A 15,636-nucleotide genomic window follows, 5' to 3' on the forward strand; every position below is an offset into this window, starting at 1 on the left:
CCTCTCTCATGTGCCTTGGCCGGGTTGCCCCTTGGCAAACCTTGACCTGCGCGGCTCGGACCTCGCCGCGCCACGGGTTGAACTCTTCGTCCGGATTGCGCTCGCGAGCTCCATCCCTCGGGGGACTTCTTATGCCGACAACTTGCCGGCTGCGCCGCGACCGTATGCCTCCTGCTTGCCTCGCCTGAAGCTTGTCAGGCCTTGTTCTTGTTGTAGACGTCGAAGATCACGGCGCCGAGCAGCACCAGGCCTTTGACCACCTGCTGCCAGTCGACATTGACGCCCATGATCGACATGCCGTTGTTCATCACGCCCATGATGAAGCCGCCGACGACCGCCCCGATAACCTGGCCGACGCCGCCCATCGCCGAGGCGCCGCCGATGAACACTGCGGCGATGACATCGAGCTCCGAGCCGAGACCCGCCGCCGGCACCGCCTGGCCGAGACGAGCCGCGATGATCAGGCCGCCAAGCGCCGACAGCACGCCCATATTGATGAACACCATCAGCGTCAGCCGCTCGGTGTTGATGCCCGACAGCTGCGCCGCCTTGGGATTGCCGCCCATGGCGTAGATGCGCCTCCCGATGGTCATGCGCTTGGTGACGAAGACGAACAGCGTGATCAGCACGCCCATGACCAGCAGCACCACGGGCAGGCCGCGGTAGCTGGCAAACTCATAGACCAGGAACAGCGCCAGCGCGCTGGCGACCAGCGTCTTGACGACGAACAGGGTGAAGGGCTCGGCCTCATAACCATGGCGTTCTCGTTTGCGCCGGGTGCGGACCCCGAAATAGGCATAGGCGAGCACGGCGATCAGCCCCAGCACGACCGTCGTCATGTGCAGGGTCACGCCGCTGCCCATGATGGTCTTGCCGGCTGCGTTCACGACCGGCGGGACGAGCGTCAGTGGGCCGATCACATCCGGGATGAAGCCGGAACTGAGCATCTTGAAGTCGTCGGGAAGCGGACCCACCGACGAGCCGCCGCCAAGCAACGCCTGGCAAATGCCGCGGAAGATCAGCATTCCGGCCAGCGTGACAATGAAGCTCGGTATCCGGTGATAGGCGATCCAATACCCTTGCGCGGCGCCGATCAGGCCACCCGCGACCAGGCAGACGATCGAAACCACCAGGGGATTGCTCAGCGGTCCGAGTTGCCAGATGACCATCATGTTTGCCGCCAGCGCGCCAATGAAACCGGCGACCGATCCGACGCTGAGGTCGATATAGCCCGATACGATCACCAGCAGCATGCCCAGCGCCATCACGATGATGAAGGAGTTCTGCTGCACCAGATTGCTGAGGTTGACCGGCTTGAACAACGTCCCCGACGTGGTGAACTGGAAGAACAGCATGATGACGATCAGGGCTATGATCAGTCCGTATTCGCGTAAATTCGTCGCCAGCGCCGAGACGGCGATGCGCGGGCGCTGTTCGTCGGCGACGTTGCCCTGCGGGGCGGGGGCGCTTTCGGTGCTCATGCTGCTTTTCCTTCTCCCCGGACGATGGCGCGCATTATCTTTTCCTGGCTTGCTTCCGCCGCCGGCATTTCGCCCACCATGCGCCCTTCGTTCATGACGTAGATGCGGTCGGTAATCCCCAGCAATTCCGGCATTTCCGACGAGATGACCACGATCGCCTTACCCTCCGAGGCAAGGCGCGCGATGATCGTGTAGATTTCATACTTGGCGCCGACATCGATGCCGCGTGTCGGCTCGTCGAGGATCAGCACGTCAGGATCGGCAAACAGCCATTTCGACAGCACCACCTTCTGCTGGTTGCCGCCGGAAAGATTGCCGGTCATCTGATAGACGCTTGACGCACGGATATTGGTCTTCTTGCGATAGTCGTTGGCGACCGCAAGTTCGCGCATGTCGTCGATCACGCTGTGGCGCGACACGCCGTCGAGATTGGCCAGCGTAATGTTATGCTTGATATGGTCGATGAGGTTGAGGCCGTAGGTCTTGCGGTCCTCGGTGACATAGGCGATGCCATGTTGGACCGCCTTGCTTACCGAGGAGACATCGACCGGCTTGCCCTTGAGCAGCACTTCGCCGGTGATGCGGCGGCCATAGGAGCGACCGAACAGGCTCATGGCGAATTCGGTGCGGCCGGCGCCCATCAGCCCGGCGATGCCGACCACCTCGCCCTTGCGCACATTGAGGTCGATGCCCTTGATCACCTGCCGCTCGGCATGGAGCGGGTGATAGACCGACCAGTTTTTCACCTCGAACACGACTTCGCCGATCTTGGGCTCGCGCGGCGGATAGCGGTCGTCGAGCGAACGGCCGACCATCGAGGTGATGATGCGGTCTTCGGAGATATCCTTCTTGGCCAGCGTCTCGATGGTGCGCCCGTCACGGATGACGGTTACCTTGTCGGCGACCCGGTTGATCTCGTTGAGCTTGTGCGAGATCAGGATCGAGGTCATGCCTTGTCGCTTGAATTCGAGCAGAAGATCGAGCAGCGCCTGGCTGTCTTTCTCGCTGAGCGACGCGGTCGGCTCATCGAGGATCAAAAGCTTGACGTCCTTGCTCAGCGCCTTGGCGATCTCGACCAACTGCTGCTTGCCGACGCCGATATTGGTGATCAGTGTCTTGGGGTCCTCCTTGAGGCCCACCTTCTTCAACAAGGCAGCGGTGCGCGCCTCGTTGGCATCCCAGTCGATGACGCCATATCGGGCGTTTTCGTTGCCGAGGAAGATATTCTCGGTGATCGACAGCATCGGCACCAGCGCTAGCTCCTGGTGGATGATGACGATGCCCTTGTGTTCGCTGTCATGGATACCTTTGAACTGGCATTCCTGACCCTGAAAAATGATCTGGCCGTCATATGTGCCGGCGGGATAGACGCCCGACAGAACCTTCATCAGCGTCGACTTGCCGGCGCCGTTCTCGCCAACCACGGCGTGGATCTCGCCTTCCTCGACGCTGAGGTTGACGTTCGACAGCGCCTTCACGCCGGGGAACGTCTTGGTGATGTCGCGCATCTCCAAAATCGTCGTCATCAGGGCAAGCTCCTCCTGTTGCATGTCGCTCAAAAGTGCTTGCGGTTTGAGACAACGACATGCACGGAAACAAAGTCCGGTAGAAACAATACCGGGGTCGCTTGTGAACGGAAAGGGGTCCTGCGTCGCGCAGGACCCCTGTCTTTATAAACGGATTACTTCAGTTCGTCGGCCTTGATGTAGCCGGAGTCGACGACCAGTGCCTGGTAGTTCGACTTGTCGACCTCATGCGGCGTCAAAAGGATCGAGGGGACGACCTTGACGTCGTTGTTGTAGGTCTTTTCATCGAGGCCGTCCGGCTTGCCGCCCGAGAGCACCTTGTCGACGAGTTCGACGGTGGCCTTGGCCAGTTCGCGGGTGTCCTTGAACACGGTCGAGTATTGCTCGCCCGTGATGATCAGCTTGACCGAAGCGGTCTCGGCGTCCTGGCCGGTCACGATCGGCCACGGCTGGGCATCGGTACCGTAACCGACGGCGCGCAGCGAAGCGGTGATGCCGCGCGACAGGCCGTCATAGGGCGAAAGAACGCCATCGACGCGGCTGCCGTCCGAGTAGTTGGCCGACAGCAGGTTGTCCATGCGCGCCTGGGCGGTCGCGGCGAGCCAGCGCAGCGTGCCGACCTTGTCCATGCCGGTCTGACCGGACTTGATCTTGATCGAGCCGTCATCGATCAGCGGCTGCAGCACCGAGATTGCGCCGTTGTAGAAGAAGAATGCGTTGTTGTCGTCCGGCGAGCCGCCGAACAGTTCGACGTTCCACGGCTTGGTGTTCGGGAAGCGCTCCTTGAGACCCTTGACCAGCGAGTTCGCCTGGATCACGCCGACGCCGAAATTGTCGAAGGTGGTGTAGTAATCGACATTGGCGGTCTTCTTGATCAGGCGGTCATAGGCGACGACGACGACGCCGGCGTCGGCGGCCTTCTGCAGCGCGTCCGAAAGGGTGGTGCCGTCGATCGAAGCGATGATCAGCGCCTTCGGGCCTTTGGTGATTTCGTTTTCCAGCTGGCTGAGCTGGTTGGGGATGTCGTCCTGCGCGTACTGCAGGTCGACCGTGTAGCCGAGAGCTTCGAGCTGGGACTTGACGGCATCGCCGTCATTGATCCAGCGCTGCGAGGTCTTGGTCGGCATCAGCACGCCGACAAGACCCTTGTCGGCTGCGTGCGCCGAGTAGGTCATGGCAGCGATGCCAAGGGCCGCGACGGCGGCCAGTGTCTTGATGATTTTCACGTAAAACTCTCCCTGGTTGATGGACGCGACACCTCGGGGCTTCGCGGGCCGCGCAGTCGGGCGGATGCGCCAAAGCGCCGCCGCCGTCATAATCGATCTCCGGTATCCTCCCAATCGGCCCTCAGTCTTGATTTAAATCGATACGATTTTGCTCGTCATCGACCGTCAAGTCTTGAGGACGCGCGAAAGTGTGACCCTTTGCCATAACTGTCAAATGCGATCTTCGGTGGTTGCTATACCAAAACCGGTATATGACTAGACCGGGCTGGAACAGTGGCGGAAGCGGGAAAAGGCATGGCGGCTTTACGAGGTCCTCAGGGAATTTCAAGCGGTTACGATGAATTGCCGGGCGATGGCGAGACACTTCTGCGCAGTGGCTTGAGCCTGCGTCACATGCGCATGATCGCAGCGCTGGACGATCACGGTCGGGTGAGCGCGGCCGCCCAGGTGATGAACATCTCGCAGCCGGCGGCCTCGCGCATGATTTCCGAGATGGAAGCGGTGCTTGAGGTCAAGCTGTGCGAAAGGCTGCCGCGCGGCATCACGCTCACCCCTTACGGCAAGGCGCTGGCGCGGCGCGCGCGCTCGATCCTGCTCGAAATGCGCGAGGCCGACCGCGAAATATCGGAGCTCAAGGCCGGCAAGGGCGGCTCGGTGTTCCTTGGCGCGGTGACGGCGCCGGCGATCGAACTGGCGGTCCCGGCGATCCGCGAGATACGCCGCCTTTATCCGCGCATCGAGATTACCATGCAGGTCGAGACGTCGAATGTGCTGGCGCGCGAACTGATCGCCACGCGCCATGATTTCATCATCGCCCGTGTCCCCGAAGACCTCAATCCGCGCCTGTTCGAATCGCGCGTCATCGGCGTCGAGAAGGCCTGCCTGATCGTGCGCCGAGGCCACCCGCTGAGCAACGGCCATCCTCTAAACAATGGGAAGGCGGTGAGGCTGGAGGACACCGCCGCCTTTGACTGGGTGTTCCAGTCGGGCGGGTCGCCGCTGCGCCAGGCGATGGAGAGCAATTTCCTGAACCGCAACATCGCCCTGCCGGACCGCATCCTCAACACCTCGTCGCTGCTGCTCACACTGGTCATGGTGGCGCAGTCCGACGCCATCGCCCCGGTGTCGATCCAGGTGGCAAAATTCATCCAGAACCCCGACGGTCTCGCCGGCGCCATCGATGTCGTCCAGACCGAGTTCGACATCGAGGTCCGCCCCTACAGCCTGATCACGGTGAAGAACCGCGTGCTGTCGCCGGCAGCCAAGATGCTGCACGATTTTATCTTGCGGGAAGTGGGATAGGAACTGGAGCGGGTAGAGGGAATCGAACCCTCGCGTTCAGCTTGGGAAGCTGACAAGCTACCATTACATCATACCCGCGTCGGCCTCTCGATATCATGATGGGCGTGCTTCGGGCAATCGCCCTTGGACAGCTGTTCGGAAACGGCTGTTGGAAACCCGACCGATTGCGCCGTCCGCCCGCCTTGATGCGGGCGCAGCAAGTGCGTATTCGTGGGTTTGTACCCCGAATCCGGGCACACCAATCTGGAGGCAGGCCCCTTGTCCACAGTGACGCGCTTTCTCGGTGACTCGCCCGTCAGGGTGATCGTCAAGCTGCTGGTCGTGTCGTTCCTGGTCGGCCTGGTCATGAATGCGTTCGGCTGGACGCCGATGGACGTCTTCTACCGCATCCAGGGTTTCTTCATCGATCTTTGGAACCTCGGCTTCAACGCGGTCTATCGCTTCTTGGGCTATATCCTGCTCGGCGCCGCGATCGTCGTGCCGGTGTTCATCCTGCTCAGGCTCGCGAACTACCGGAAGTGAAGCGGACCACGATCCCGAAAAGTGGAAACCGGTTTTCGGAAAAGATTGTGCTCAAACCAAAGGCCACTCAGGCAAAGTCCGACGCCACCTCGAACAGGATGGCGTGGCGCGCCGCGAGCGCTGCGACATCGGTCGAATAGCCGCCGCCGATGACACCGCAGACCGGGATGCCCAGCGCGCGGAAATGACCGATCACCATGGCGTCGCGGGCACGCACGCCGTCATCGCTGAGCGATAGCCGGCCGAGCCGGTCCTCGGCATGCACGTCGACACCGGCATTGTAGAAGACGATGTCCCAGTGCGCCTTGGCCGAGAGCTCCGGCAGGAGGACACCCAGCCGTTCGAGATAGGCGCCATCGCCGGTGCCGTCCGGCAGGGCAACGTCGAGATCGGAGGCAATCTTGCGCACCGGATAATTGCGCTCGCCATGCATGGAAAAGGTGAACGCGCGTGGCTCGTCTTTCAGGATGTCCGCGGTGCCGTCGCCCTGATGCACATCGAGATCGACGATCAGGATGTTTTTCACCGCGTCTTCGGCTAGCAGCACCAGCGAAGCGACGGCAACATCGTTGAAGGTGCAGAAGCCCGCGCCTTGCGCGCGCCGCGCATGGTGGCTGCCGCCGGCGCTGTTGCAGGCAATGCCATCGATAAGCGCCAGTCGCGCCGCCAGCACCGTGCCGCCGGCGGCGAGTTGCGCCCTGAGCGAAACGCGCGGTCCCACGGGAAAGCCGATCTCGCGCTCGATCTTTTCAGGCACTGAACACGTGATGACCTGGTCGACATAATCAGCCGCATGGGCGAGCTTCAGCCAGGAGGCCGGCGCCGGCTCGGGCATCGACAGCGCCCCCGCATGGATCAGACCCCTGATATGCAAGGCCTGCATCAGCAGCGGATATTTGCTCATCGGAAAGCGATGATTGACGGCGAAGCCGGCATCGTAGTCGGGATGATGGACGATCTGCAGGGGCATGGCTAAAGCAATTCCAGGAAAAGTGTGCAGCGGTTTTCCCGGGAGAAGCGCGTAGCGCTTCCCCTTGGGAATTGCTTAAAACCAGTACTCGGATCCGGCGGGCTCGCCAGAAGAACATTTCGGTTGGCCGTCACGGCAAGAGTGATTGCGCGGTGGCCGGAAAATGGGGCACATCGGCTGTTCGATCAAGCCGCAATCAGCAAGGCAGCAGTCCCCTGGACACGGGTGCAATCCCAGCCGACGCGAGACCCTTCGCCGTCACCAACCGTTCGGTGCTCGCCATCGCCGTGCCGATGACGCTCGCCTATCTGACGACGCCGCTGCTCGGCATCGTCGACACGGCGGTGGTCGGGCAGTTCGGCGATGCCGCCCTGCTCGGCGGCCTGGCGGCCGGGGCGCTGGTCTTCGACGTGGTCTTCAGCACCTTCAATTTCCTGCGCTCCGGTACCACCGGCCTCGTCGCCCAGGCGTTTGGGCGCGGCGACGAACTGGAGGAGCAGGCGGTGTTCTGGCGCGCCGTGCTGATCGCGGTCGCCGCCGGCATCGTGCTTGTCGTCCTTGCGCCGCTGATTGCCATCGCCGGCCAGAAATTCATCGGCGGCGAAGCGCGCGTCGGCGAGGCGATGGGCGTCTATATCCACATCAGAATGCTCGCCGCCCCCTTCACGCTGATCAACTACGCCATCCTCGGCTATGTCCTTGGACGCGGCGAGGGCGGGCTTGGGCTGATGCTGCAGGCGGTGCTCAACGGCATCAACATCGTGCTTTGCATCCTGCTCGGCCTGAAGCTTGGCTGGGGCGTCGCCGGCGTGGCCTGGGCGACCGTCACCGGCGAATGTCTGGCCATGCTGCTGGGTCTCGCCATCGTTGTCTGGCGCTTCCGGGCCGCACCCCGCCTGCCGCGGCATCGCCTGCTCGACATGCCCGCTTTCCTGCGCATGCTGTCGCTCAACCGCGATATCATGATCCGCTCGTTCTCGCTGCTCGCCGCTTTCGCGCTGTTCACCCGCCAGGGCGCGCAGTTCGGCACGCTGACGCTGGCCGCCAATGCCGTGCTGATGAACTTCTTCCTCGTCGCCGGCTATTTTCTCGACGGTTTCGCCACCGCGGCCGAACAGTTGGCGGGACGCGCGATCGGCGCACGTGCCGAGACGGCGTTCCGCCGGGCGGTACGTCTGACCTTATTCTGGGGGTTCGGCCTCGCCGGAACCGCCACGCTGATCTTCTGGCTCGGCGGCGCCGGCCTGATTTCGTTGATCACCACGTCGCCGGATGTTCGTGCTGTTGCCGACATCTATCTGCCGTGGGCGGCACTGACACCGCTGAGCGGCGTGCTGGCCTTCCAGATGGACGGCGTCTTCATCGGCGCTACCTGGTCGCGCGACATGCGCAACATGATGCTGGTGTCGTTCCTGGCCTTCAGCGCCGCATTGTTCAGCTTGGCGCCGTCTCTCGGCAATCACGGCCTGTGGGCGGCGCTGCACGTTTTCCTGCTGGTGCGCGGCTTCAGCCTGCTGGCGACTTTGCGGGTGAGGGTGCGGGAGGCGTTTTAGCCCTCAGAAACGGCCATTAGCCCAATTTCGCGTCAGCTCGCCTGCTGCCTCGCAAACGTCCATGGCCGTCCCGATGTCGGAAGGCGCAAGCGCCGCGACGACTGCATGGCAGTTTTTGGCGGGCTGCCCAGCAGAAGGCATATCGGAATAGACAAAGAAGCAAACGGCGGCTGACTGCAATGCGGTGGTCGACGAGACGTTCGCGGGCAAGGCATTCACAGCAGCGGCCTGGCAAAGTTGCCGCACATAGGGCTCCAGTTGACCATCGCCAAAGGGAGCAGCCATGGACGCAAGAATGAAAACCGCAGCCGATGGCATTGCAGCCTCGCTTTTCAATCGAACAAGCTGACAGGTCCTGTGTGCTCTAAATATGGCGTGAGACGGACAGCGGCCACTTTCGCTGCGCATCAACGGCGTAGCTTGGCCGTCAAATCAAAGCGGCTTTGCCGCCCATTCGCTGAGCCGGCTGTCGCGCAGGCCGCGCAAGGACGTCAGCTGTTCCCTGTCGGCGAACTTCGCCATGCCGGCAAGGATGCGGCCGGGCAGCGCCGGTCCGGCATAGACCATGCCGGTATAGAGCTGCACGAGGTCGGCGCCGGCGCGGATTTTCTCCAGCGCGGTCTCGGCGGAATCGACGCCGCCGACGCCGATGACGGCGCGCTCCGGCCCGAGCAGCCGACGCATCTTGGCCAGCACGATGGTCGAACGCTCGAACAGCGGTTTTCCCGAGAGACCGCCGGTCTCGCCGGCGCCGCTTGGGCTACGCAATCCGGATCGCGAGAGCGTCGTGTTGGAGACGATGACGCCGTCGATCTGCTTTTCGGTCACTTCGGCGGCGATGTCTTCAAGCTCGGCCTCGACCAGATCGGGTGCGACCTTGAGAAAGATTGGTGGCTGGGCCGATGCCGAGCCACGGGCCGATATGACGCGAGCCAGAAGTTCGCCGAGCTGTTCGCGCGCCTGCATGTTGCGCAGGCCGGGCGTGTTGGGCGACGAGATGTTGACGGTGAGATAACTGGCGTATTTCGCAAAGCGGGAGACGCCGAGCTCATAGTCATGGACACGATCGGCGCTGTCCTTGTTGGCGCCGATGTTGACGCCGACGATGCCGACGCGTCCCTTGCGCGCGGCAAGGCGCATCTCGGCCGCTTCGTGGCCCTCATTGTTAAAACCCAGCCGGTTGATCACCGCATCATCCTCAGCCAGCCGGAAAATGCGCGGCTTCGGATTGCCGGCCTGCGGCAGCGGCGTCACGGTGCCGACTTCGGCAAAGCCGAAGCCGAGGCCAAGCAGCGCGTCAGGCACCTCGGCATTCTTGTCATAGCCTGCGGCCATGCCGAGCGGATTGGGGAAGGCGATGCCACAGAGGCTGAGCTTCAACCTGTCGTCGCGCACCGTCCGCGCGCCGACCGGCAGACCGCATCGCAGCGCCGCGATCGACATGCCATGCGCCGTTTCCGGATCGAAGGTGAACAGCAGTTTCTGGCCGATGCGATCGAACACGCTCATTCGGCCTCCAGCGCCGGAAACTGGTGTGCGCCATCAGCGCCGAGCGGCAATGGTTTCACCCACAGCACGGCGTTCATGTCGAGCACGCCATAGAGATGCGGAAACAGCGCGCCGCCGCGCGAGACCTCGTATTTCAGCGGGTCACCGAGCAGCGCCCCGTCGATGGCGATCAGCAGCAAATCCGTCTGGCCGGCGAAATGCTTCGCCGCCGTCTCCCTGGCCTGATCAGCAGTGGAGAAATGGATGAAGCCGTCGGCGACGTCGATCGGAGCGCCGGTGAAGCGGCCGTTTTTCTCGGCCTCGCGCCAAAGGGCTTCGGGCGCGATCTTGTAGATGATCTGAGACATTGTTGCGCTATAAAGCAATTCCAGGAAAAGTGTGAAGCGGTTTTCCGCCCGGAATTGCGTTAAAACAAGGAGATAGAGCGGAGCGCCGTGGAACGGCGACCCGCTCTGGTCCGGATGGCTCATGCGGGGAAGGGCAACTCGTCCGCATTTACGGCGCAAAGCTCTGATAGGTTGCGCATACTGGCTCGTGGAGGATGGAACATGCGTCTGCAGCACATACTGATCCCCGCCGCACTGGTCTCGCTGGTTGCGGCATCGGCCTGGTCCGAAGAGACCGACCGCTACCGGCTGGAAAAATCCGCCAACGGTTATGTCCGTATGGACACCCGGACCGGCGCCATGTCGATCTGCGAGGAGCGCTCCGGCCAGCTCATCTGCAAGATGGCCGCCGACGAACGCGCCGCCTTCCAGGAGGAAGTCGACCGTTTGCAGGCCTCGATGAAAGCAATGGACGAACGCGTCGCCAAGCTCGAGAACTCGCTGTCCGCCCGCCTCGAATCGAAGCTGCCGAGCGAGGAGGATTTCGACAAGACGATGAGCTATATGGAGCGCATGCTGCGCGGCTTCATGGGCATCGTCAAGGAGATGGACAAGGATGACGGCGCCAATCTCAATTCGAAAAAGACCTGAACTGCCCGGCGGGGAAATGCCCCGTCCGGCCATTGCCGCTTGAAACAAAGCGCTTCGCCGCATAATCGTCCGGTCCCGTAAAAGCCGATAATCAATAAGGGATTTGGGGAGGAACATTTGCCGTCGGGCTACACCTTCGTCATTGCCGACGACCATCCGCTGTTCCGCGGCGCCTTGAAAGAGGCGCTTGCCGGCGTCGGCGATGTCGCCGCCATTCACGAGGCCGGCGATTTCGAAAGCGCCAAGGCGCTGGTCGTGGCCAATGAGGATGTCGACCTGGTGCTGCTCGATCTGTCGATGCCGGGCGCCAGCGGCCTGTCCGGCTTGATCGCGCTGCGCGGCATCCACCCGGCGGTGCCCCTTGTGGTGGTGTCGGCGCATGACGACCCGGTGACCATCCGGCGTGCGCTCGATCTCGGCGCATCCGGCTTCATCTCCAAATCGGCCAGCATGGAGGAAATCCGCAGCGCTGTGCAATCGGTGCTGGCAGGCGATATCGCCGCGCCCGTCGGCATCGACCTCGGCGTCGAGCGCGACCCCGAAATATCCGACCTGATCAAGCGGCTGCAGGCGCTGACGCCGCAGCAGACGCGTGTCCTCGGCATGCTGGCCGAAGGCCTGCTCAACAAGCAGATCGCCTACGAGCTCAGCGTCTCCGAAGCGACTGTAAAGGCGCATGTCTCGGCCATCCTGCAGAAACTCGGCGTCGACAGCCGCACCCAGGCGGTGATCCAGCTGTCCAAGATCGGCAGCGATCCGTTGCAGCCAGCAGGCTAAAGCTATTCCAGGAAAAGTGCGTAGCGCTTTCCCTTGGGAATTGCGCAAAAACAAAGAGATAGGACTCTACTCGGCCGCCGACGCCAGCGGCCTGACCCTGGCCATCATCGAGCGTAGCACGGCCGGCTTCAGCGGCTTGTTGATCACCGGCACGTCAATGGCGGCGGCAGCGGCACGGACCTCGGTGGAGCGGTCGGCGGTGACCAGCACGGCCGGCAGGTCCGAACCATGGATGTCACGCAGGCGCGCGATGATGTCGAGGCCGCTTCTGCCATCGAGATGATAGTCGGCAAGCACGATGTCGGGACGATCGGCCCTGCCAAAATCCTCCGAACCCGAAAACGTGCCGACGCTGCAGCCCCAGCCTTCGAGCAAAAGCCGCATGCCATCGAGAATGCGAGGGTCGTTGTCGATGCACATGACGCGCAGGCCGGCCAGCGAATTCGCGGTGCGGGCAGGCGCCTTCGGCTCGACCTCGCGCCGCGGCGCCTCAACCGCCGCAACCGGCAGGATAACGGAAAAGCGCGTACCCTTGCCCGGGTTGGAAAAGATCTGGATCTCGAGCCGCAGTACCCGCGCGATGCGGTCGACGATGGACAGGCCAAGGCCGAGACCTTCGGCTTCGCGCACGCCTTCGTCCAGCCGGGTGAACTCGTTGAAGACCGTGTTCAGCTTGTCGCCGGCAATGCCGATGCCAGTGTCGATCACCTGGATTTCGGCGAGTTCGCCGCGCCGTCGCACGCCGACCAGGATGCGGCCATGGGGGGTGTATTTGATGGCGTTGGAGACCAGATTCTGGATCAGCCGGCGCAGTAGGTTGCGGTCCGTCATCACGCTGAGCGACGAGGCTATGATCGTCAGATCGAGTTTCTTTTCGGCGGCGAGCGGCTGAAAATCATTGCCGATCTGGCGCAGCAGCCCGTCCAGGCGGAAGGCGCTGTCGTCCGGTTTCATCGCGCCGGCGTCGAGGCGGGAAATGTCGAGCACGGCGCCCAGGATCGTCTCGACCGATTCCAGCGAGGATTCGATGTTGATAGCGGCCTTGCCGGCCGGGCCCTTGCCGGCCTTTTCGATCAGCGACGAGCAGTAGAGCCGGGCGGCGTTCAGCGGCTGCAGGATGTCGTGGCCGGCGGCGGCGAGGAAGCGCGTCTTGCCCAGATTGGCCTCCTCGGCCAGCATCTGCGCCTGCGCCAGCTCCTCATTGACCCTAGTCAGTTCGATGGTACGCGTCTTGACCCGCTGCTCCAGCGATTCATTGGCCCGCTTCAGCGCCAAATCCTGTTCGACGCGTCCTGATATGTCGGCATAGGTGGCAACGATGCCACCGTCCGGCATCGGGTTGGAACGCAGTTCGAGGATTCGGCCACTGGTCGTCAACTCCATCTGCCATGGGCTGACGAAGCTGGTCAGCCGGTTGAGCATCGCCACGCGCTGGTCGGCCGGGATATCGCCGCGCTCGGCGAGGTGGCGCAGGATGCGGTCGAGCGAGACGCCGACCTGGCCCATCTCGTCGGGCAGGTCGAACAGCGCGCGATATTGTCTGTTCCAGCAGATCAGGCGGAAATCGCGGTCGAAGACGGTAATGCCCTGTTCCATCTGGTCGAGCGCGATCTGCAACAGGTCGCGATTGTGCTGCAGCGCTTCGGTGGCGTCATCGAGCAGGCGGAAGGCGTCCTTGGACTCGCGGTCGTTGCGGCGAAACAGCAGCGACAGGATCAGCCGCGCCGAAGACGAGCCGACAGCGCTCGCCAGCAGCTGCTCGGAAAAGCGGATGACATCCATGCTGGCCTGCTCATTGCCGTGCAGCGAGACGCCAGTGCTCTTTTCGAAGGACTGGAAGGAGCGCTCGGTGCGCTCGACGCCGAGGTAGCGCGAGATGGTGTCTTTCAGCACGTTGACGGTGATGGCGGTGCGGAAGCGGCGCAGGCTGGGCATCGGGCCGGATTCGCGCGGCACGAAGATCGACGCCTGGATACGCTCCAGCGGTACTGACGCGCGCGACAGCGAGCCGAGCACGAAGAACAGCGTGTTGACCGACAGGCTCCAGAGCACGCCGTGGTTCAACGGTTCGGCGACGGTGCCGAACAGAGCCTGCGGCCGCAGCGCCTCGAAACCGAACAACCCCTGCACGACGATGTCCGCGTCGGCTGCCGAGAGCGACGGCAAAAGCAGCGTATAGCCCCAGACGAGGATGCCGGCGACCATGCCAAGGGCCGCGCCGCGGCCATTGGCGCCGCGCCAGATCAGCCCGCCGATCAGCGCCGGCGCGAATTGGGCGATTGCCGCGAACGACATCAGGCCGATCGACGACAGCCGCGCCGAGTTGGTGCTTTCGCGGTAGTAGAGGAAGGCGATGAACAACAGGATGAAGATGGCGCCGCGCCGCACGTTGAGGATGAGCGTCGACCAATCCTCATTCTCAGAGGTCGTGGTCTTGAGCAGGCGGCGCACGAACAGCGGGATGACGAGGTCGTTGGAGATCATGATCGACAGCGCCACGCTTTCGACGATCACCATGGCGGTCGCCGCCGACAGCCCACCGATGAAGGCGGCCATGGCGAGGAAGTCATGGCCGCCGAACAAGGGCAGCGCAAGCACATAGAGGTCACTGGTGGTTTTGGCGCCGACCAGCGCCAGGCCGGCGAAGGCGATCGGCAGCACGAACAGGTTTATCGCCACGAGATAGAGCGGAAACACCCAGGTCGCGGTGCGCAGTTCGGCCTCGCCGCGGTTCTCGACGATGGAGACGTAGAACTGGCGCGGCAGCATGATGATGGCAAAGCCGCTCAGGCAAGTCAGCACCAGCCAGGTGGCGAGCGAGGTGTTGTAGCCCATGGCTTGCCGCACCTGGCTGTTTTCGGCCAGCTTGTCGATCATGTCGCCCGGGCCACCGAAGATCAGGAAGGTGACCATCAGGCCGATCGCCAGGAAGGCGGCGAGCTTGACCACGGTTTCGACCGCCACCGCCAGCACCAGCCCGTCCTGGTGCTCGGTGGCGTCGGCATGGCGGGTGCCGAACAGCACCGCAAACAGCGCCAAGAGCATGGCCACCACCAGCGAGATGTCGCTGACGAAGGGATCGAAGGAGGGCGGCGATCCCGTATAATGCTCGACCATCAGGCCGACCGAACCGGAGATGGCCTTCAATTGCAGTGCGATATAGGGCACCGCGCCGATGGTGGCGATCAGCGTGGCGATCGCCGAGACGGCAAAGCTCTTGCCGTAGCGCGCGCCGAGGAAGTCGGCGATCGAGGTGATCTTCTCGCTCTTGGCCAGCCGCACGATGCGATTGAGCAGCGGAAAGCCGAACACGAACACCAGCACCGGCCCGGTGTAGATGCCCAAAAATTCGAGGCCGCGCTCGGACGACAGGCCGACCGAGCCGAAGAAGGTCCAGGAGGTGCAGTAGATGGCGAGGCTGAGCGCATAGATGAAGGGCCGGGCGCGGCCGGGTCCCAGCGCCGTTGAACGCCGGTCGCCGAGGCTGGCGATGACGAACAGCAGCGTTACATAGGCGACCGCAATGATGACGATGAACCAGCCCTGCACGGCCCGAAAATCCTCCTCGGCCAGCTTTCACCCCGGCCTGCCCAGAGGCAATCACAGCTCTAAGGTCAAGTCCATCGCGGCTTTCCGGCGCATGGCCGCGACGCCGCCCTGTCGAACCGTGACCCAAGGTAAGGAGAAAGCGGTGTTTTCCAGCTTTTGCTTCTGTTGCAACCGCAGGTTCTTGTTATGGTGCGCACGGGCCGACGCCGGAGGGACGGCGGCAGCGCGGTCCGTCATGACAAGG

Annotated in this window: 13 protein-coding genes and 1 tRNA gene; 5 read left to right on the top strand and 9 right to left on the bottom strand. The window is 63.0% G+C overall.

Annotation, left to right across the window (positions count from 1 at the left end; all coding sequences use genetic code 11):
• Positions 1-194: 194 nt before the first annotated feature.
• From mmsB to chvE, 3 genes are all read right to left on the bottom strand, one after another.
• Positions 195-1,481 carry a multiple monosaccharide ABC transporter permease gene (mmsB, locus tag NKI64_RS22755; RefSeq protein ID WP_023669637.1) on the bottom strand — a complete coding sequence of 429 codons (1,287 nt, stop codon included), beginning with the start codon at positions 1,479-1,481 and terminating at the stop codon, positions 195-197.
• The gene (gene mmsA / locus NKI64_RS22760; RefSeq protein ID WP_031203726.1) at positions 1,478-3,010 is read right to left on the bottom strand and encodes a multiple monosaccharide ABC transporter ATP-binding protein; all 1,533 of its coding nucleotides are present in this window, start codon (positions 3,008-3,010) and stop codon (positions 1,478-1,480) included. The genes mmsB and mmsA overlap by 4 nt, the downstream gene beginning before the upstream one ends.
• Before the next feature lie 152 nt (positions 3,011-3,162).
• On the bottom strand, positions 3,163-4,233 hold the full coding sequence (gene chvE, locus NKI64_RS22765; RefSeq protein WP_023681943.1) for a multiple monosaccharide ABC transporter substrate-binding protein: 1,071 nt from the start codon (positions 4,231-4,233) through the stop codon (positions 3,163-3,165).
• Between the two features lie 294 nt (positions 4,234-4,527).
• On the opposite strand from chvE, the gene NKI64_RS22770 reads away from it, so the two are divergent.
• The gene (locus NKI64_RS22770; protein ID WP_023681942.1) at positions 4,528-5,535 is read left to right on the top strand and encodes a LysR family transcriptional regulator; all 1,008 of its coding nucleotides are present in this window, start codon (positions 4,528-4,530) and stop codon (positions 5,533-5,535) included.
• A gap of 4 nt (positions 5,536-5,539) precedes the next feature.
• On the opposite strand, the gene NKI64_RS22775 is transcribed toward NKI64_RS22770, so the two are convergent.
• A tRNA-Gly gene (locus tag NKI64_RS22775) sits at positions 5,540-5,613 on the bottom strand.
• 180 nt (positions 5,614-5,793) lie between these two features.
• Here NKI64_RS22775 and NKI64_RS22780 point away from each other — a divergent pair.
• Positions 5,794-6,057: a DUF6460 domain-containing protein gene (locus NKI64_RS22780; RefSeq protein ID WP_023696688.1), complete on the top strand. Its 264-nt coding sequence runs from the start codon at positions 5,794-5,796 to the stop codon at positions 6,055-6,057.
• A gap of 67 nt (positions 6,058-6,124) precedes the next feature.
• On the opposite strand, the gene NKI64_RS22785 is transcribed toward NKI64_RS22780, so the two are convergent.
• Entirely contained in the window at positions 6,125-7,027 is a 903-nt protein-coding gene (locus NKI64_RS22785) for a histone deacetylase family protein (protein ID WP_023827396.1), read from the bottom strand.
• 215 nt (positions 7,028-7,242) lie between these two features.
• Between NKI64_RS22785 and NKI64_RS22790 the strand changes: the two genes are divergently transcribed.
• Positions 7,243-8,580 carry an MATE family efflux transporter gene (locus tag NKI64_RS22790; RefSeq protein WP_352670272.1) on the top strand — a complete coding sequence of 446 codons (1,338 nt, stop codon included), beginning with the start codon at positions 7,243-7,245 and terminating at the stop codon, positions 8,578-8,580.
• A gap of 3 nt (positions 8,581-8,583) precedes the next feature.
• Here NKI64_RS22790 and NKI64_RS22795 read toward each other — a convergent pair whose 3' ends face one another.
• The 3 genes from NKI64_RS22795 to NKI64_RS22805 all read right to left on the bottom strand — a co-directional run bounded on the left by NKI64_RS22795 (position 8,584) and on the right by NKI64_RS22805 (position 10,436).
• A complete protein-coding gene (locus tag NKI64_RS22795) occupies positions 8,584-8,898 on the bottom strand; it encodes a hypothetical protein (RefSeq protein WP_023692525.1) in 315 nt (104 codons plus the stop codon).
• A 114-nt stretch (positions 8,899-9,012) separates the two neighbouring features.
• Complete coding sequence (locus NKI64_RS22800; protein ID WP_023807730.1) at positions 9,013-10,089, bottom strand: quinone-dependent dihydroorotate dehydrogenase; 1,077 nt, start codon at positions 10,087-10,089, stop codon at positions 9,013-9,015.
• A complete protein-coding gene (locus tag NKI64_RS22805) occupies positions 10,086-10,436 on the bottom strand; it encodes a DUF952 domain-containing protein (RefSeq protein ID WP_023692523.1) in 351 nt (116 codons plus the stop codon). The genes NKI64_RS22800 and NKI64_RS22805 overlap by 4 nt, the downstream gene beginning before the upstream one ends.
• Before the next feature lie 201 nt (positions 10,437-10,637).
• Here NKI64_RS22805 and NKI64_RS22810 point away from each other — a divergent pair, with 201 nt between their 5' ends.
• Together NKI64_RS22810 and NKI64_RS22815 are read left to right on the top strand one after the other, a co-directional pair.
• The gene (locus NKI64_RS22810; protein WP_352670095.1) at positions 10,638-11,066 is read left to right on the top strand and encodes a hypothetical protein; all 429 of its coding nucleotides are present in this window, start codon (positions 10,638-10,640) and stop codon (positions 11,064-11,066) included.
• 117 nt (positions 11,067-11,183) lie between these two features.
• Positions 11,184-11,843 (top strand): response regulator transcription factor, encoded by a 660-nt coding sequence (locus tag NKI64_RS22815; RefSeq protein WP_023715341.1) that lies wholly within the window; start codon positions 11,184-11,186, stop codon positions 11,841-11,843.
• A gap of 66 nt (positions 11,844-11,909) precedes the next feature.
• Here NKI64_RS22815 and NKI64_RS22820 read toward each other — a convergent pair whose 3' ends face one another.
• A complete protein-coding gene (locus NKI64_RS22820; protein WP_352670098.1) occupies positions 11,910-15,392 on the bottom strand; it encodes a hybrid sensor histidine kinase/response regulator in 3,483 nt (1,160 codons plus the stop codon).
• Positions 15,393-15,636 lie beyond the last annotated feature (244 nt).

Source organism: Mesorhizobium sp. M0478 (genome assembly GCF_040321305.1).
Lineage (GTDB): Bacteria > Pseudomonadota > Alphaproteobacteria > Rhizobiales > Rhizobiaceae > Mesorhizobium.